We start from the raw sequence: 16,379 nt of genomic DNA on the forward strand, positions 1-16,379 counted from the left end.
CCCATGCAGGGGGATATCGAAAGGCTGCACTGGTGGCAGACGCGCTGGTTCGTGGCGCTGGCGGCATTTGTCGCCATCATTCCGCTGCTCAAGCCCGAAATTCCGCCGCTGGTAGACCTGCCCGGGCATCTCGGGCGCTATCGTGTCCAACTCGACATGCACCAGGCGCCCTGGCTGGCCGAATGGTATAATTTCAGCTGGCAGCTGATCGGCAATCTCGGGATCGATATCCTGATCATCCCGCTCGCCAAGCTCGTCGGGCTGGAAATGGCGGTGAAGCTGATCGTCATGACCATCCCGGCGCTGACGGTGACGGGGTTCCTGTGGATCGCGCGCGAGGTACATGGCCGGATCCCCGCGACCGCGCTGTTCGCGCTGCCGATCGCCTATAGCTATCCTTTCCATTTCGGCTTCGTGAACTTCGCGCTGTCGATGGCGCTGGCGTTCAACCTGTTCGCCCTGTGGCTGAGGCTCGGCCGGCTCGGCAGGTTCAGGCTGCGCGCGATCCTGTTCGTGCCGCTCTCCTGCGCGCTCTGGGTCTGCCACACCTTCGGCTGGGGTGTGCTCGGCGTGCTCGCCTTCTCGGCCGAGATGGTGCGCCAGCACGATGCCGGCCATCGTTGGTTCAACGCCTGGGTGCGCGCCGGGCTCGGCTGCGTCCCGCTGGCTTTGCCGATGGTGCTGATGGTGATCTGGCGCAGCGGCCATCATGTCGGGGGAGAGACCAGCGACTGGTTCAACTGGCGCGCCAAGGCCATGTGGTTCACCATGGTCCTGAAGGATCGCTGGCAGCTGTTCGACATCGCGTCGGCGGCGATCCTCTACCTGATCCTGTTCAGGGGCTTTCGCGATCCGACGATCCAATATTCCCGCAATCTGGGTTTGTCGGCGCTCTTCCTGCTGGCGGTGTTCATCCTCCTGCCGCGGATCGTGTTCGGATCCGCCTATGCCGATATGCGGCTTGCGCCCTTCGTGATCGGCATCGCGGTGATCGCGCTCAGGCCGCGCCCGGGCGTGCCGATCCGGCATGCGGCCGCGGTCGCGTTGCTCGGGCTAGCCTTTTTCCTCGTCCGCATCGGCGCCACCACGGTGAGCTTCTGGCAATATGACCAGGCCTATGAGCGCGAGCTGAAGGCGCTGGACCATCTGCCGATCGGTGCGAAGGTCGTCAGCTTCGTCGGTTCGGCCTGCCGCCCGCCCTGGTTCATGACCCGGCTGGAGCATCTGCCCGCGATCGGGCTGGTGCGCCGACTCGCCTATACCAACGACCAATGGTCGATGGCCGGCGCGCAGTTGCTGACGACGCGCTACGCGCCTGCGCGCAACTTCGCGCATGACGCGTCGCAGATCGTCACCGCGAAATATTGCCGGGGCGAATGGTGGCGGAGCATCTCGCTGTCGCTGGCGCGCTTCCCGCGCAACGCGTTCGATTATGTGTGGCTGATCCAGCCGCCGGCCTATGATCCCAAATATAATGTCGGGCTGGTCGAGGTCTGGCGCGACGGGTCGAGCGTGCTGTTCCGCATCGACCACAGCATCACGCCGCCACCGGTGCCGCTGTTCCCGGAAGAGATTCGCGCACTGGAAATCCGCGCGCGCCGTCAGGCGCTTGAACGGCTCAGGGGCCCCGGCGGAACGGCGTCATCTCCCCCAGCCATTCCCGGTCCGACGCCACTGCCTGCCGCTCCTGTTCAAGAAAGTGTTCGATCGCCCTCCTGAAGCCGGCATCGGGGATATAATGGGCCGACCAGGTCGGCTCTGGCACATAGCCGCGCGCGAGCTTGTGTTCGCCCTGCGCACCCGCCTCGACCGTCTTCAGCCCACGCTCGATCGCGGCGTCGATCGCCTGGTAATAGCAGAGTTCGAAATGGAGGAAGGGCACTTCCTCCGTGCAACCCCAATAGCGGCCGTACAGCGTGTCGGCGCCAATCAGGTTGAGCGCCCCTGCGATCGGCCGGCCGTTCCGTTCGGCCAGGATCAGCAGCACCTTGTCGGCCATGCGCTCGCCGAGCAGCGAGAAAAAGGCGCGGGTCAGATAGGGCCGGCCCCATTTGCGCGATCCCGTGTCCTGGTAGAAGACCCAGAAGGCATCCCAATCAGCCTCGGTGATGGCGCTGCCGGTCACATGGCGGATGGTCAGCCCCTCGACCGCGCCCGCGCGCTCCTTGCGGATCGCCTTGCGCTTGCGGCTGGCCAGGGCCCCCAGGAAATCGTCGAACCCGGCATAGGCCTGATTATGCCAGTGGAACTGGGTGCCGGCGCGGATCAGCCAGCCTGCCGCCTCGAACAGCGGCAATTGCTCCGCCGTGACGAAGGTGGCGTGCGCCGAGGAGAGCTGATGCTGGTCGGTCACTGCCTCGATCGAGGCGATCAGCGCGGGCGCGAGGCTATCGTCGCGCAGCAACAGGCGTGGGCCGGGTGCGGGCGTGAAGGGCACCGCGACCTGCAGCTTCGGATAGTAGCGTCCGCCGGCCCGTACCCATGCATCGGCCCAGGCGTGATCGAAGACATATTCGCCCTGGCTGTGGCTCTTGCCATAGGCCGGCGCGATCGCAGCGGGTTTGCCATCGGGCCCATCGATGACGATCGGGATCGGTTGCCAGCCCGTCTCGGCGACGGCGCTTTGCGATTCTTCGAGGATCGACAGGAAATCGTGAGTCACGAAGGGGTTCGTCGTGCCGGAGCACGCATTCCAGTCCTCAGCCCGGATCGAGCAGACGCCGTTGGCGAGTCGGGCGGTAACGGCGGATTTGCTCACCGGCCCTAACTAGGGCGCGGCTCCGTGCTTTCCAACCGCGGCGCGATCATTCCGCAGACGAGCAGCAACAGGAACGGGGTGACGAACTCCCGGTGGCGTTCGCTGAACTCGAACCAGACGCCGAACAGCATGAGCTGGGCGAAGCACGCGGCGATCAGCAGCAGCAAGGTGCCGGTGCCGGGCATGCGCCGCAGCCGCGCTGCCACCGCGCTGCTGCCGAGCAGTGCGACATGGGCAAGATGCGAGAACGGCACCAGCGCCGCCGCCATCGCCGCCGGGATCGGCGGCTGCATCGCCATCAGCCGGTTGATGCCGAACGCGCCGACGCCGCAGGCGCGGAGAAACTTGGTGACGGTCAGTCGGACAAAGGCGCCCGGATTGGCCTTGATCCAGTCGATGGCGATCGCGCTGATGCGCTCGCTGTAGACGACTTCCGGCAGGCCGCGCAGATGCTCGGGCGGGGCCAGCCAGTTGCCGGTCGCATCCGGGTTGTTGCCGATCCAAAGGCTCGCCCCGCCGGCACTAGTCAGCGGCATGAAGACACTGAAGATCAGCCAGTTGCGTATCCACCAGGGCAGCATCACCAGCACCGCGACGGCAGCGGCGCGCAGGCCGGCCAGCAGGATCGGCCAGAAACCCGCCTGGCCGATCAGGCAGATACCGAACAGTGCGGCAAGCGGTGCCTGGCCGGGCTGGGTGAGGGCAAGCAGGGCCGCCGGCACGCCGATCTTGATCGCATCGCGCCAGGCACGGTGACCGCGGTTGAGCCAGGCAAGCGCCAGCGCGAGGATGAGGAACGCGCAAAGCCCTTCTTTCTGGGCGAGGGGGGCCGAGAACAGCACGGAGGGCCAGACGATGTAGAGCCAGGCGGCGGCGCGGCCGGCGCCCGGACTGCCAAGCCGCCGGCCAAGCTGCAGGATCAGCGACGCCGCGCCGAGATCGATCACCGTGCCGAGCAATAACACCGACGCAGTCGAGAAGCCGGCGAGCGAGCCCCATCCCGCCAGCAGGAAGGAATAAAAGGGCGGGAACAAAGCGCGCCAGTAACCGCCGAAAAAATGATCGTAGATGCCGTATTCGTCGCGGATCAGCAGGCCCTTGGCCAGTAGCAGATAGGCATTGGGATCGCCGCCAGATCCGCGATGGATAGAAAGCAGGGCAAAGGCGAGGCGCAGCGCGACCGCCACGATAGCGAGCATCGCCAGGTGCCGGCGCGTCGGCCGCGCGCGCAGCAACGGCAGCCCCAGGCTCGCCACGGCGGTCCACAGCAGAAGTATGCCGATGCCCGCGATCGAAAAACCCCAACGTCCGATCACGCCGGGCGCCGAGAAAAGCCCGTACAGGAAAAGGACCGCCAGGATCGCCAGGATCGCCAGCCGCACCGGCCTGGGTGCGGCGGTGGTCATTCGCCGAACGAGGCCGCGCGGTAGAGCAGGGTGATCGCCACGCGGCGGTTGCGTGGGTCGGTCGGACTGTTCTCGATCATCGGTTCGCGGTCGGCGACGCCCTCGATCCGATTGAAGCGAGCCTCGGGAATGCCGCCATTCGCCAACCGGCGACGCGTTGCCTCGGCCCGGCCGCTCGACAGCATCCAGTTGTTCATCGCCAGCGGGTCGCCATAGCCGAGGCTGTCGGTATGGCCGCGGATCATGATCGGGTTGGCCATGTCCTTGATCGATTCGGCGATCAGTCCGATCAGCTTCGACGCTTCTGGATCTAGCTGAGTCGTGCCCAGCCCGAACATCGAATAATCGGCATCGTCGATCAGGTCGACGCGCAGGCCGTTCTGGGTGCGCACGAACCGGACATGGGACGCCAGCCTGGACAGTTTCGCGTTCTTCGACATGGCGAAACTCACCTGGCGGCGCATCTTCTCGAAATTCTGCCGATCCTCGGCGGCGAGCATTGCCTTGTTCTTCAGTGTGCCCTTCTGCCCGGTACCGACCTGTTCGCCGCCGATCGCCTCGACCGGGATGGTCATCGATCTGGTGCCGGTCTGCGACGCCTTGTGCGGATAATTATCCTTGTCGGTGATCGACGAGCCGCCGAACATGCCGTTGGAGCCGGCGCTGTTCTGCTTCATCTGGACGAGGGTGGGTGCGAAATAATCGGCCAGTGCCTTGCGCTGCTTCTCGTTGGTCGCGCCGAGCAGCCACATCAGCAGGAAGAACGCCATCATCGCCGTCACGAAATCGGCATAGGCGACCTTCCAGGCGCCGCCATGATGGCCGCCATGCCCTTCGACATAGATCTTCTTGTAAATAATCTTCGGCGGCTGGTTGCTGCCGTGCGGAGCACGCGCTGCCATGGCTTATCTTCCACGCAGGCCGTCGAACACCTCGGCGAAACCGGGCTGGTTCGAATGCGCGATGCCGGAGCGTGCCGCTTCGATCACCAGCGGCTGCGGATGGCCATGGAGCGAGGCGATGATGATCTGCTTCACCACATGATAGATCGCGGCATCGGCGTCGATGACCTGCTTCAGCCGGCTCGCAAGCGGGCTGACGATGCCGTACGCGAGCAGCACGCCCATGAAGGTGCCGACCAGCGCCGAACCGATCATCGCGCCCAGGATCGCGGGCGGCTTGTCGATCGAGCCCATGGTCTTCACCACGCCGAGCACGGCGGCAACGATGCCGAGTGCGGGCAGGGCGTCGGCCAGGCTCGACAGCGTCGTGTGCGGGCCTTCGACTTCGTGGTGATGGGTCTTGATCATGTTGTCCATCACGTCCTCCACCGCATGCACGTCGAGCGTCCCCGACGAGACGACGACGAGGCGCAGCGTGTCGGCGATCAGGTTGATCAGCGTGTGGTCGGCGAGCAGGCGTGGATATTCGGCGAACAGCGCGGAGGATTTGGGATCCTCGACATGCGGCTCGAGCGCGATCGGCCCCTCGGTGCGCAGCATTTTCATCAGCTTCGACACGAGGAAGATCGTGTCGAGATAATCCTGCTTCTTGTATTTCGGGCCCTTGAAGATCTTGGCGAAGCTGCCGCCGAGCGCCTTCAGCTCCTTGCCCGAATTGCCGATGATCAGCGCGCCTGCGGCGGCGCCGCCGATGATCAGCATCTCGTGCGGAATCGCTTCCATCACCGGGCCGAGTGCACCCCCGGTGATCGCGAAGCCGCCAAAGATCATGACGAGCAGGACGACGAGACCGATCACCGGAAACATGGACTTCGTATTCCCCTTCTTCGTCGCTGCCGTCTCTGGCAACGGCCGCGATCATTCATGGTTAACCGGACTTCGTAGCTAACCGGTTACTAACTGGCCCAGGATCATCGCAGATAATCGAACAGCGACAGCTGGCTGAGCTTGGTGAAGCTCGCCTGGGTCGCCGACAGGATCGTCATGGTCTTCTGGAGCTCGGTGAGCGTCTCGGTGACATTGGTATCTTCAAGCGCGGAACGGTCGATTTCGCGATTGGCGGCGGTGTCGGTCATCTGGTCGGCGACCAGATCGAGCCGGGCGGCGCGCGCACCGACCGAACCGCGCACGGAGCCGACCTGAGTCAGGGAAGCGTTGATGCCATCGGTCGCCTCGGCAGCTGCGCTCGACACGTTCCTGCCCGCGTCGATCGCGGCGGCGAGCTTCGAGATGATGGCAAAGGCGTCAGTCGTGCCGTTTGCGGTCTGAACGCCGCCGAACACGCGCGCGGCGGTGTCGGTCGCGATGATCGACTGGTCGTCGCCGAGCGGGATGGCAGGCGGCGTGCCGGTGCCGGTGAAGCCGACCGCGCCATTGGCGCCGACCGTAACGGCGGTATCGCCGGTTGCCGCGCCGAACAAAGGCTGGCCACGCGCGTCCTTGGTGTTGGCGAGTTTGACCAGATCGTCGAGCACGCCCTTGAGCTGAGTCGAGATGGTGGCACGGGCGGAATCGGTCAGCGTGCCGTTGCCCGCCTGTAGCGCCAGCTCGGCGGCGTGTTGCAGGCTGTTCTCGACGGAAGTCAGAGTCGAATCGGTCTGCTGGAGTAACGACTGGGCAAGCCCGAGATTGCCTTTGGTGGCGAGGTCGTCGGCCTTGCCCTGCTTGAGCGTAGCGAGCCGCTGATACGCGACGACGTCGTCCGACGGCGCGAGCAGACGCGTTTCGGACGAGACCTGGATCTGCAGCTTGTCGGCCTTCTGGCTGAGCTTCTGCATGATGCTTGCCGAGCGGTCGTAAAGTTGTGCGGTGCTGATCTGCATGGTGCTGCTCAACGAATATCGAGGATGGACTGGAGCGTTTCGCGCGCGACCTGGATCACGCGGCTCGACGCCTGATAGGCTTGCTGGAAGCGCATCAGGTCGACCGCCTCGCCGTCCAGATTGACGCCCGACACCGCGTCGCGCGCAGCCACCGCGCCATCGCGAATCGCGCTCTGCGCCTCGGCGACCTGCTGGCGCGACGAAAGGGCTGCGGCATTGTCGGAAATGAGGCCGGTGGTCTTGGCTTCGAACCCGCCGGAGCTGCGCAGCGCGGACAGGGCCTTAAGATTGTTGTTGTCGCGCACGCCGCCGCCAACCGCCGCGGCGGCGACGCCGCGCGGGTCGGTGAGGGCGAGCTTGATGTCGGACGGTGAGTTGCCGGTTTCGAACAGCGGCGCGCCAGGGTTGCCGTCCAGATCACGGCCCTGTGCCTGTACTGCGTTGACGCCATCGACGAAGCTGCTCGCGATGCCGTTCAGCTGCTCGCGCGCGGCGGCGATCCGCTGGGTACCGTCGACGATGCCGGCGAGCGCCCCGCCCGACGGAACGGCCGTGGAAATCTCACCATCGCGGTGAACGGCGAAGGACACGCTGCCTGCATCGTTGCGGAGATAAGTGACGGTGCCGGCGTCGCTGCCGGAAACGAGCGTCGGCCCGGTCGCGCCGCCCAGGCGGACGGCAGCGCGGCCGGCGACGTCGATCGAGACCGAGACGTCGCTGATCGCGCTCATCTGTTCGAGCAGCTGGTCGCGCTGGTCGAGCAACTGCGCGGAATTGGTACTGCCGGACGCGACCCGGCCAAGGCCGTCATTGACCTTGGCGAGGGCGGTGGCGAGGCTGGTCAGCGTCGACACGGCATTCTCGGCCGTGCCGTCGAGATTGGCGGCAACCTGGTCGAGCGCCTTGCCGGTCGCGGCAAAGGCGTTCGCGGCCGAGGTGCCGGCTTCGAGGAACACCGAACGCGGCGCGCTGGCGGTCGGATCGGCGGCGATCGCCTGGGCCGAGGTGAAGAAGCTGGTCAGCCGGTCGCCGAGCTTGTTGCCGGTCAGCGCGCCCTGGATCTGGTCGAGCCAGTTGATGCCGGTCTCGCTCCGCGCCAGGTCGGCGCTCGACGAGCGGACATCGGCGGCGCGGAAGGCGTCGGCCGAGCGGACGATGCCGTCGACCACCACGCCCATGCCCGATGCGACCCGGCTGGTCGAATTGATGCTGGCGCCGGCATTGACTTCCTTGAGGCTGACGCTGCGGCGCGCATAGCCGGCGGTGCCGGCATTGGCGATGTTCTCCGAGACGGTGGTCAGCGCGCTCTGATAGGCGCGTACCCCGCTGGCGCCGGTGGCGAGGAGATCGCTCACGGCGTCTTATCCGAAGACGGGGCCGTGTTTTCCGGCTGGAGATTGGCCTGCGACTTGGCGAGGAAATCGGTCATGGCCTTGCCGATGCCGAGCGGGGCGTGATCGGCCATCGACTGGGCGACCTGCTGGTCCTGCATCTCGCGGAACGTGTCCAACCCCTTGGAAGAAAAGAGTTCTTCGGCGAGGTGCGCCTGGCGCATCGACTTCAGCATCATGCCGGCAAAGACCGACTCGAACTGCTTGCCGGCCTTTTCGAGGTTGGCGCGCGAGGACAGGCGGCTCGTGTCGACCCCGATGCCGGTGGTCGGGCGCGCGGCGGGAAGGGCGGGGATGTCGGTCACAGGACGATCAGCTCCGCTTTCAGCGCGCCGGCTTCCTTCAGCGCCTCCAGGATCGCGACCAGATCGGCCGGCGACGCGCCGATCGCGTTCACTGCCTTGACCACATCGGCGAGCTTCGGGCCGGGTTCGAGCAGGAACATCGGGCGATGCTCCTCCTCGACCGCGACGCCGCTCTTCTGCTCGACGGCGGTCTGGCCCTGGCTGAACGGCTGGGGCTGGCTGACATGCTGCTGCTCGTCGATCCGCACGGTGAGCTTGCCATGGCTGACCGCGGCCGGGCCGACGCGCACCGCGGAATTGATCACGACGGTGCCGGTGCGGGCGTTGACGATCACCTTGGCGGACGGCTCGGCCGAGACGACGTCGAGATTCTCGATCTCGCTCATCAGGGTCGAGCGGACGTCGGCGCCGATTGGCGCACGAACCGAGACCGAGACGGCGTCGATCGCCTGGGCCGAACCGGCGCCGAGCCGCGTATTGATCGCAGCGGCGACATTCTGCGCGGTGGTGAAATCGGCGCGGGTGAGATTGTAGGTCAGCATCGGCGAGGTCTCGAAACCGGTCTGGACCGCGCGTTCGACCGTGGCCCCTTCGGGGATGCGGCCGGCAGAGGGAATGTTGACGACGATCTGCGAGCCATCCTTGCCCTCGGCGCCAAGGCCCCCGACGGCCAGGTTACCCTGGGCCATCGCATAGATCTGGCCGTCGGCACCCAGAAGGGGCGACAGGATCAACGCGCCACCGCGGAGCGACTTTGCCTTGCCCATCGAGGCGACGGTGATGTCGAGCTTCTGCCCCGGCTTGGCGAAGGCGGGCAGGTCGGCGGTGATCATCACCACCGCTGCGTTCTTCATGCCCGGGTTCGCGTTGGGCGGCAGCTGAAGGCCGAAGCGCGACGCGACCGCCTTCATCGACTGGATGGTATATTCGAGATTGTCGTCACCGGTGCCGGGCAGGCCGACCACGACGCCATAGCCCGTGAGCTGGTTCGAGCGGATGCCCTGAAAGCCGCCAAGGTCCTTGACCCTGTCGGCATTTGCCGGAGTGGCTGCGAGGAAGATCGCAGCCACCGCGAGAAGAGCCGCACCAGCCCGCTCCCCCACCCGGCCTCCCACACGGTATCCTCGATGGGAGGCCGGGTGGGGGAGCGGGCTGGTGCGGCGGCCCAGCGCAGCGCAACAAAGGGCTACGAAGCGGAACATGGCGGGCGCTTTCATCAGAACGGGCTCACGACGGAGAAGAAGCGACCGAGCCAGCCCTGGCGGCTGGCGCGGGCGACATCGCCCTTGCCGGTGTAGGCGATCTGCGCATCCGCCACGCGGGTGGAGGGAACGCGATTGTTGGCGTCGATGTCGGCGACCCGGATCAGGCCCTTGATCTGGACGAACTCGTCGCCGCGGTTGAGCGTCACGCGCTTCTGGCCCTGCACCAGCATGGTGCCGTTGGGATACACGGCGGAAACCGTCACGCTGACTTCGCCCGACAGGGTGTTGGACTGGTCGGTCGCACCGGTGCCGCTGAAGTTGCGCGTGGTGCTCGCGCTCGCATCCGTGCCCTTGAACAGCGCCAGGGCGCCGGTGGTCGGCGGGGTGATGCTCAGGCCGCCACCGCTGTCGAGCTTGGAGCTCGCCGATTTGGAAGCGACGGTGCGCTCGACCAGCAGGATGGTCAGCGGGTCGCCAATGCGGCGCGCGCGCGATCCCTCGTGCAGCGCGGCATAACCGTCGCTGACCTGGAAGATGGACCCGTTGGCCGGGGCCGGTGCCACCGGCTGCGGCAGCGCGGCGGAGAAATCCACCGGCGGCTGCTTCTTGCCGAACAGGCGCGCATCGGCAGGCGTCGACGCAAGCGCGACGGTGACTGACGCAACGGCGGACAGGGCGATCAGGGTGGCTGACGGTTTCATGAAATTAACCATCAGATATTTTGGTTAACATATTTCAACATGTCGTCGGTCGCCGAGATCATTTTTGAATTTACCTCGTAGGCACGCTGCGTTTCGATCATGTCGACGAGCTCCTCGACGACGTTGACGTTGGACGCTTCGAGCATGCCCTGGCGGATATTGCCGCGCCCCTCGAGGCCGGCGACGCCGAGATTCGCAGCACCCGAGGCCGAGGTCTCGACGAGGTAATTGTCGCCCTTGCCGAGCAGGCCGGCCGAGTTGGCGAAGCTCGCGATCTGGATCTGGCCGAGCTCGCTCGATTCGTTCTGGCCCGGCACGGTCGCCGAGACGGTACCGTCGGTGCCGACGGTGATCGCGGTCGCCCCCTGCGGCACGGTGATGCCGGGCATCACCTGATAGCCTTCGGAGGTAACCAGCAGCCCTTCCGGCGAACGCGTGAAATTGCCTGCGCGGGTATAGCCCAGCGTGCCCCCCGGCATCTGGACCTGGAAATAGCCGTCGCCATCGAGCGCGAGGTCGAGCGCGTTGCCCGTCGTCTGCATCGCGCCCTGGGTGTCGATCCGGGCAGTGCCCTGGATGCGAACGCCGGTGCCGAGGTTGAGGCCGACCGCATATTTGGTCTCGGACGTGCTCGGCGCGCCGGGCGCGGTGACCGTCTGATAGGCAAGCGTTTCGAACGCGGCCCGGTCGCGCTTGTAGCCCGTGGTGTTCACGTTCGCGAGGTTGTTCGAGATCACCCGCATGCGCATGTCCTGGGCGTCGAGCCCGGTCCGCGCGATGTGCATTGCTGCGCTGGTCATATCCTGTCGTCCTTATGAAGGCATCCGCATCAGCGATGCGGCGCTCTCGTCCATGTCCTTGGCCGACTTCATCAGATTGGCCTGGACCTCGTAGCTGCGCTGGTTCTCGATCATGTCGACCAGCGCCTGGGTCATGTTGACGTTCGATCCTTCGAGCGCGCCCGACTGGACCTGCGCTTCCATGTCCTCGGGCAGCACGCCGCCGCCGCGCACATGGAGCAGGTTGTCGAGGCCCTTGACCGTGTTCGACCCCTTGGCGCTGACGAGCTTGAGCTTGTCGAGCACCTGCGGGTTGCTTGCGTCGCCACCGATGGGGACGATCGAAATGGAGCCGTCCGCCGAGATCCTGACCGACTCGGCGGGCGGCACGGTGATGGGACCCCCCGACCCCATCACCGGGAAACCGTCGCCGGTTTCCAGCACGCCCGTCGGAGCGATCTGGAGATCACCCCTGCGGGTATAGGCTTCAGTTCCGTCGGGCGCCTGGACGGTCAGCCAGGCGTCGCCGGTGACGGCCACGTCGAGCGGGCGGCCGGTCGACATGATCGCGCCGGGACGGCGATCGGCATCGACCACCTCTTCCGACGCCGGCGAGCGTGTGTCGAACTCCGAGCCCGACACGTTCAGCCGGCTGAACACCACCCGGTCGGCACGAAAGCCGATCGTGGAGGCGTTCGCCATGTTGTTCGCGATCGCGGCCTGCGACGCCATGTGCGCCTTGAGGCCTGTTGCCGCGGTATAGACCAGCTTGTCCATTCAGCTTTTCCCGTCGCCGTTCTTGATCAGCTGCGCATGTTGAAGATGGTTTCGGAGATCTGGCCCGCGGTATCGAGCGCCTTGGCGTTCGCCTGGAAGTTCCGCTGCGCCGCGATCAGGGAGACGAGCTCCTCGGTGATATCGACGTTCGATCCCTCGACCGTGCCCGACATCAGCGAGCCATAGCCATTGTCGTTGGCGCTGCCCAAAGTGGCGGTGCCGGAGATGCCGCTGGCCGACCAGTAGCTGTTGCCCACCTGGCGCATGCCGGCCGGATTGGCGAAGTTGGCGAGCGCCACCTTGCCCAGCGGCTTGGTGTCGCCGTTCGAGAAATTCGCGCTGACGATGCCCGATTCGTCGACCGTCACGCCGGCGAGCTGCCCGACCGACTTGCCGTCCTGGCTGCGCGCCTGGACCGAGAAGGCGCTCGGCGCCTGGGTGGTGCCGGCCAGGTCGAAGGACAGCGACTGCGCCGAGGTACCGGCCGAGGAGGTGAAGGCATCATAGCTGATCGGTGCCGTCGGTGACGTCATCGTGCCGGCTGCGTTGAAGGTCACGGTGACCGGGTTGGCCGATCCGTTGACGCTCAGCTGCTGGTTGCCGACATAGGAATAGACCGACCAGCTGTTCGCCCCGCCGGCGCTCGCGGCGTCGTTGCGGACATAATAGTTGGTCAGCGTCATCGCGTTGCCGCTCGCGTCGTAGATCGTCGTCGCGGTCGAGTTGTTGTACGACGCGGCGTTGGTGCGATCGAACGCAGTGCCCGGCTTGACCGCATTGGCCGACAGGTTGACGTCGAGCCCGACCCTGGAGGTCGCGACCGGCGTGCCGCTGGTTTCGGGCAGGGTCAGGTTGACCAGGCCGTCCTGGCCGGTCGCGGTGACATTGCCTTCCGCATCGACCGGATAGACCTGCAGCGCGCTACCCTGTTCATCGACGACGTTATGGCTGTTCGGATCGACCGAGAAGCTGCCGTTGCGGGTGTAGGCGGTCGAGGCGTTGATGCCGTTGGTCTTGACCGTGAAGAAGCCGTCGCCGGAAATGGCGATGTCCAGCGACGACCCGGTGGTCTTCAGATTGCCCTCGGTGAAGATCTGGCGGTTGCCCTTCACGACCGTGCCGGAACCGACCACCTTGGCGGGATCGGACGTGATGCTCGACGCGATCACGTCGGCGAAGTCGGTGCGGCTCTTCTTGAAGCCGTTGGTCCCGACATTGGCGAGGTTGTGCGAGATGGTCGACATCTCGGTCTGGGCCGCCTGAAGGCCGCTGAGGGACGTATAGAAGGACATGCTAAGCTACTCCAGCAGGGGTATTGGGATCAGCCGATCTGGCGAACGGCGGAAATGGGAACCTGGCCGAGGCCGGGAAGCGTGAGCACGGGCGAGCCCGAGCCGGGCATCGAGACGGCGGCGACCGGCGACCAGACGAGGCCGCGGCTGGCCACGGTCGTGCCGCCACTGGCGGCGGAGACGGTCACCTTGAACGGGCCGGGGCCAGCGTCGGCGCCGCCGTCGGTCTTGCCGTCCCAGTCGTAATTGACCGTACCCTTGGGCTGCGCGCCGAGATGCCGGGTGGTCAGCACCTGGCCGCTGGCGTCCTCGATCGTGACGTTGACGTCGGTCGCGGCGGCATCGAGCTCGACCGCGCCGGCGATCCCGCCCGAGGTGCGGCCATAGGCGACATTGCCTTCGGTCAGCACGGTGCGGCCGACATAGGCCATCGCATCGCTGGCGCTGGTCGCCCCGAGCTTGTCGGAGATCGCCTTCAGCGTCGAGTTCATGTCGGTGATGCCGGCAAGCGACGAGAATTGCGCCATCTGCGCAACCATCTGGGTGTTGTCGACGGGCGAGAACGGATCCTGGTTCTTCAATTGCGCCGTCATCAGCTTCAGGAAATCGGCCTGACCGAGCGAGGTCGATCCGGACGACTTGACCGGCGCGCTGTTGGTGGTGCGGTTGATGCCCAGATTGTTGAGCGTGGTGTCGAAAGCGGTGCTCATGATCAGCGTCCAAGCTTGAGGGTATCGAGGATCAGCGACTTCGCGGTCTGCATCACCTCCACATTGTTCTGGTAGCTGCGGGCGGTCTCCATCATGTCGACCAGCTCGCGGGTCTCATCGACGGCGCTGACGAAGACGTTGCCGTCCTTGTCGGCCATCGGATGCGAGGGATCATACAGCTTGGTCGGATCGCCGCCGGCGGTCACGATCTGCTCGACATTGACCGTCGCCAGGCCCGTCGCCTTGTCATATTCGGTGCGGAACACCGGCTTGATCGTGCGATAGGCGGTATCCACGCTGCCCGAGATCGCCCCGGCATTGGCCAGGTTCGATGCGGTCGTGTTCATCCGGATCAGCTGCGCCGACATGGCGCGCCCGGCGACCTGGAAGATGTTGAGGCCGTTGTCCGCCATCTTATTCGCCCTTCAGCGCGCGGGTGATCTGGCCGATCCGCCCGTTCAGGAAAGACAGGGTCGTCTGGTACTGGACGGCGTTCTCGGCAAAGGCGGTCTGCTCGGTCGACAGCTCGACCGTGTTGCCGTCCAGCGATGCCTGGCTCGGCACGCGGTAGCGCACCGCGCTTTCGATGCTGTTGCCGCCGTTCGCGGTCGACTGTTCCATCGCCGACAGCGCGGTGCCGAAATCGATGTCCTTGGCCTTGAAGCCGGGGGTCGACGCATTGGCGATGTTCGATGCAAGCAGGCCCATACGCTGCGAACGCACCTGTAGCGCCGCACCGTGGATCCCGAAAAGCATGTCGCTGGCCATTGGCCTTCTCCTGCGCAAGATTGCGCGAGGGAACTCAGCAAAGGCCGTGCCAATTTCGATCGGCAGGGGGTGACAATGCCCTTTCCCCTCCTTGCGGCAGATGAAACGGCAAGGCCTTGCCGGTCGGGCGGCAATCTTGCCGGCCTTCTGCCGCTCAGCCTGCCGGTCTCGGGAGGTGCCCAGCCGCACGGGTCATTTGGCCCACCCCTTGCAACGCAGGAGGGCGATGACGACAGCACCCGATATCGCCCAGCTGATGGGCCCCTTTCTCGACCCGCTCGCGATCGCGATCGTCGGCGGGGGCTCCCTGCTCGCCGTCGTGCTGCGCACGCCGATGCGCGATCTGGCGCGGGCCGTCTCGGCGCTCCGCACGCTTGGCCGGCGGCGGTTCGACGCCGCCCCCCTGGTCGACCAGATCGCGGCGCTCGGCCGGATCGCCAGGCGGCACGGCGTGATTGCGCTCGACCGCTCGGTGATCGCCGATCCCGATGTCGCCGCCGCGATCGCCGCGATCGTCGATGGCCGGCCGGTATCCGAGGTGGAGGCGCTGGTCAGGCACCACCGCCGCGCCCGGATCGACCGCCATGTCGCCGCCGCCGATGCCTGGTCGGGCATGGCCGAGGTCGCGCCCGCCATGGGCATGGTCGGTACGCTGATCGGCCTGGTCGGCATGTTCGTGAAGATGGACGATCCGGCGGCGATCGGCGGATCGATGGCGGTCGCCCTGCTCGCCACCCTCTATGGGGCGCTGCTCGCCAATCTGATCGCGGCGCCCGTCGCCGTGCGCCTGCGCCGTGCCGCCCGTGAGGAAGCGATGGAGCGCCTGCGGCTCGAAGCGCCGCTGATCGCGCTCGCCGCCCGCGAACAGCCGCGTGCTGCCACCGCGTCGCCGCTCGGCGTGCGGGTGCCGGTGGCCGACCTGGCATGACCGACGAATTCCCCGAGACGCTACCCGGCAGGCCGGTCTGGCTGATCACGCTCGCCGATCTGGCGTTGCTGCTGGTCGGCTTCTTCGTGCTGATCCAGTCGAGCCAGCATCTCGATCGCAAGGCGCTCGCCCGCGGCATCCGTGAAGGTTTCGGCGTCTCGGCGACGCCGCCGGCCGTCGCGACCGATCCGATTCCGGTCGCCGCCGCGGCGATGATGAACTTCGCGCCCGGCTCGGCGGCGCTGCCTTCGGCCCCCGCCGGCCTGATCGCCTGGGCGCGCGAGGCGGTGCGCGATCCGCGCGTCACCCTGAAGATCAGCGGCAGCGTCGATGGCTCGGCCAGCGACGTCGATCCCGCCACCGGCAGCGGGGCGGTGCTTGCCGCCGACCGCGCCCGTGCCGTCGCCGCCGCGCTTGCCGCCGCCCATGTCGTGCCGGCCGGCCGGATGACCATCGTCAACGCGCCCGAGAATCCGGGCCGTACCCATCGCACCGTGATCGTCACCATCGGCTTTGCCGGAGAGCGGCAATGATCTGCCGCACGGCAACGCACCTTTGCCGCATCGAGGAGAAG

Annotated in this window: 18 protein-coding genes; 3 read left to right on the forward strand and 15 right to left on the reverse strand. The window is 66.3% G+C overall.

Annotated elements, in window-relative coordinates:
* Positions 1-3: 3 nt before the first annotated feature.
* Positions 4-1,719 (forward strand): hypothetical protein, encoded by a 1,716-nt coding sequence (locus AC1DT7_RS02080; protein ID WP_478033878.1) that lies wholly within the window; start codon positions 4-6, stop codon positions 1,717-1,719.
* On the opposite strand, the gene AC1DT7_RS02085 is transcribed toward AC1DT7_RS02080, so the two are convergent.
* The 15 genes from AC1DT7_RS02085 to flgB all read right to left on the reverse strand — a co-directional run bounded on the left by AC1DT7_RS02085 (position 1,619) and on the right by flgB (position 14,877).
* A complete protein-coding gene (locus tag AC1DT7_RS02085) occupies positions 1,619-2,758 on the reverse strand; it encodes a GNAT family N-acetyltransferase (RefSeq protein WP_478033879.1) in 1,140 nt (379 codons plus the stop codon). The genes AC1DT7_RS02080 and AC1DT7_RS02085 overlap by 101 nt on opposite strands.
* Positions 2,759-2,763: 5 nt before the next feature.
* On the reverse strand, positions 2,764-4,164 hold the full coding sequence (locus AC1DT7_RS02090; protein ID WP_478033880.1) for a glycosyltransferase: 1,401 nt from the start codon (positions 4,162-4,164) through the stop codon (positions 2,764-2,766).
* Positions 4,161-5,066 (reverse strand): flagellar motor protein MotB, encoded by a 906-nt coding sequence (locus AC1DT7_RS02095; protein ID WP_478033881.1) that lies wholly within the window; start codon positions 5,064-5,066, stop codon positions 4,161-4,163. The genes AC1DT7_RS02090 and AC1DT7_RS02095 overlap by 4 nt, the downstream gene beginning before the upstream one ends.
* A 3-nt stretch (positions 5,067-5,069) precedes the next feature.
* Positions 5,070-5,933 carry a flagellar motor stator protein MotA gene (gene motA / locus AC1DT7_RS02100; RefSeq protein ID WP_301083632.1) on the reverse strand — a complete coding sequence of 288 codons (864 nt, stop codon included), beginning with the start codon at positions 5,931-5,933 and terminating at the stop codon, positions 5,070-5,072.
* A 104-nt stretch (positions 5,934-6,037) separates the two neighbouring features.
* Positions 6,038-6,949: a flagellin N-terminal helical domain-containing protein gene (locus AC1DT7_RS02105; RefSeq protein ID WP_478033882.1), complete on the reverse strand. Its 912-nt coding sequence runs from the start codon at positions 6,947-6,949 to the stop codon at positions 6,038-6,040.
* Between the two features lie 8 nt (positions 6,950-6,957).
* Positions 6,958-8,304 carry a flagellar hook-associated protein FlgK gene (gene flgK, locus AC1DT7_RS02110; RefSeq protein ID WP_478033883.1) on the reverse strand — a complete coding sequence of 449 codons (1,347 nt, stop codon included), beginning with the start codon at positions 8,302-8,304 and terminating at the stop codon, positions 6,958-6,960.
* Positions 8,301-8,645 carry a rod-binding protein gene (locus AC1DT7_RS02115; RefSeq protein ID WP_478033884.1) on the reverse strand — a complete coding sequence of 115 codons (345 nt, stop codon included), beginning with the start codon at positions 8,643-8,645 and terminating at the stop codon, positions 8,301-8,303. Before AC1DT7_RS02115 ends, flgK begins: the two co-directional genes overlap by 4 nt.
* Positions 8,642-9,748, reverse strand: a complete 1,107-nt coding sequence (locus AC1DT7_RS02120) for a flagellar basal body P-ring protein FlgI (RefSeq protein WP_478033885.1) — start codon at positions 9,746-9,748, stop codon at positions 8,642-8,644. The genes AC1DT7_RS02115 and AC1DT7_RS02120 overlap by 4 nt, the downstream gene beginning before the upstream one ends.
* Before the next feature lie 113 nt (positions 9,749-9,861).
* Positions 9,862-10,551 (reverse strand): flagellar basal body L-ring protein FlgH, encoded by a 690-nt coding sequence (locus tag AC1DT7_RS02125; RefSeq protein WP_478033886.1) that lies wholly within the window; start codon positions 10,549-10,551, stop codon positions 9,862-9,864.
* Positions 10,552-10,562: 11 nt separating this feature from the next.
* Positions 10,563-11,351, reverse strand: coding sequence for a flagellar basal-body rod protein FlgG (gene flgG / locus AC1DT7_RS02130; RefSeq protein ID WP_478033888.1), 789 nt, complete (start codon positions 11,349-11,351; stop codon positions 10,563-10,565).
* 12 nt (positions 11,352-11,363) lie between these two features.
* A complete protein-coding gene (gene flgF / locus AC1DT7_RS02135; RefSeq protein WP_478033889.1) occupies positions 11,364-12,107 on the reverse strand; it encodes a flagellar basal-body rod protein FlgF in 744 nt (247 codons plus the stop codon).
* A 26-nt stretch (positions 12,108-12,133) separates the two neighbouring features.
* Positions 12,134-13,399 (reverse strand): flagellar hook protein FlgE, encoded by a 1,266-nt coding sequence (locus tag AC1DT7_RS02140; RefSeq protein ID WP_478033890.1) that lies wholly within the window; start codon positions 13,397-13,399, stop codon positions 12,134-12,136.
* Positions 13,400-13,428: 29 nt separating this feature from the next.
* A complete protein-coding gene (locus tag AC1DT7_RS02145) occupies positions 13,429-14,109 on the reverse strand; it encodes a flagellar hook assembly protein FlgD (protein WP_478033891.1) in 681 nt (226 codons plus the stop codon).
* Positions 14,110-14,111: 2 nt separating this feature from the next.
* Positions 14,112-14,522, reverse strand: coding sequence for a flagellar basal body rod protein FlgC (flgC, locus tag AC1DT7_RS02150; protein ID WP_478033892.1), 411 nt, complete (start codon positions 14,520-14,522; stop codon positions 14,112-14,114).
* A gap of 1 nt (position 14,523) precedes the next feature.
* Positions 14,524-14,877 (reverse strand): flagellar basal body rod protein FlgB, encoded by a 354-nt coding sequence (gene flgB / locus AC1DT7_RS02155; RefSeq protein WP_478033893.1) that lies wholly within the window; start codon positions 14,875-14,877, stop codon positions 14,524-14,526.
* 226 nt (positions 14,878-15,103) lie between these two features.
* On the opposite strand from flgB, the gene AC1DT7_RS02160 reads away from it, so the two are divergent.
* Both AC1DT7_RS02160 and AC1DT7_RS02165 read left to right on the forward strand, forming a co-directional pair.
* Positions 15,104-15,805 (forward strand): motility protein A, encoded by a 702-nt coding sequence (locus AC1DT7_RS02160; RefSeq protein ID WP_478033894.1) that lies wholly within the window; start codon positions 15,104-15,106, stop codon positions 15,803-15,805.
* Positions 15,802-16,338, forward strand: coding sequence for a flagellar motor protein MotB (locus tag AC1DT7_RS02165; protein WP_478033895.1), 537 nt, complete (start codon positions 15,802-15,804; stop codon positions 16,336-16,338). The genes AC1DT7_RS02160 and AC1DT7_RS02165 overlap by 4 nt, the downstream gene beginning before the upstream one ends.
* Positions 16,339-16,379: the final 41 nt, after the last annotated feature.

The organism is Sphingomonas sp. P3_C6 (genome assembly GCF_056402595.1).

What these genes read in the sequence shown, in the direction of transcription:
- AC1DT7_RS02080 (WP_478033878.1), top strand. Translation starts at nt 4, where the DNA reads ATGCAGGGGGATATCGAAAGGCTGCACTGGTGGCAGACGCGCTGGTTC.
- AC1DT7_RS02090 (WP_478033880.1), bottom strand. Translation starts at nt 4,164, where the DNA reads ATGACCACCGCCGCACCCAGGCCGGTGCGGCTGGCGATCCTGGCGATC.
- AC1DT7_RS02095 (WP_478033881.1), bottom strand. Translation starts at nt 5,066, where the DNA reads ATGGCAGCGCGTGCTCCGCACGGCAGCAACCAGCCGCCGAAGATTATT.
- motA (WP_301083632.1), bottom strand. Translation starts at nt 5,933, where the DNA reads ATGTTTCCGGTGATCGGTCTCGTCGTCCTGCTCGTCATGATCTTTGGC.
- AC1DT7_RS02105 (WP_478033882.1), bottom strand. Translation starts at nt 6,949, where the DNA reads ATGCAGATCAGCACCGCACAACTTTACGACCGCTCGGCAAGCATCATG.
- AC1DT7_RS02125 (WP_478033886.1), bottom strand. Translation starts at nt 10,551, where the DNA reads ATGAAACCGTCAGCCACCCTGATCGCCCTGTCCGCCGTTGCGTCAGTC.
- flgG (WP_478033888.1), bottom strand. Translation starts at nt 11,351, where the DNA reads ATGACCAGCGCAGCAATGCACATCGCGCGGACCGGGCTCGACGCCCAG.
- flgF (WP_478033889.1), bottom strand. Translation starts at nt 12,107, where the DNA reads ATGGACAAGCTGGTCTATACCGCGGCAACAGGCCTCAAGGCGCACATG.
- AC1DT7_RS02140 (WP_478033890.1), bottom strand. Translation starts at nt 13,399, where the DNA reads ATGTCCTTCTATACGTCCCTCAGCGGCCTTCAGGCGGCCCAGACCGAG.
- AC1DT7_RS02145 (WP_478033891.1), bottom strand. Translation starts at nt 14,109, where the DNA reads ATGAGCACCGCTTTCGACACCACGCTCAACAATCTGGGCATCAACCGC.
- flgC (WP_478033892.1), bottom strand. Translation starts at nt 14,522, where the DNA reads ATGGCGGACAACGGCCTCAACATCTTCCAGGTCGCCGGGCGCGCCATG.
- flgB (WP_478033893.1), bottom strand. Translation starts at nt 14,877, where the DNA reads ATGGCCAGCGACATGCTTTTCGGGATCCACGGTGCGGCGCTACAGGTG.
- AC1DT7_RS02160 (WP_478033894.1), top strand. Translation starts at nt 15,104, where the DNA reads ATGACGACAGCACCCGATATCGCCCAGCTGATGGGCCCCTTTCTCGAC.
- AC1DT7_RS02165 (WP_478033895.1), top strand. Translation starts at nt 15,802, where the DNA reads ATGACCGACGAATTCCCCGAGACGCTACCCGGCAGGCCGGTCTGGCTG.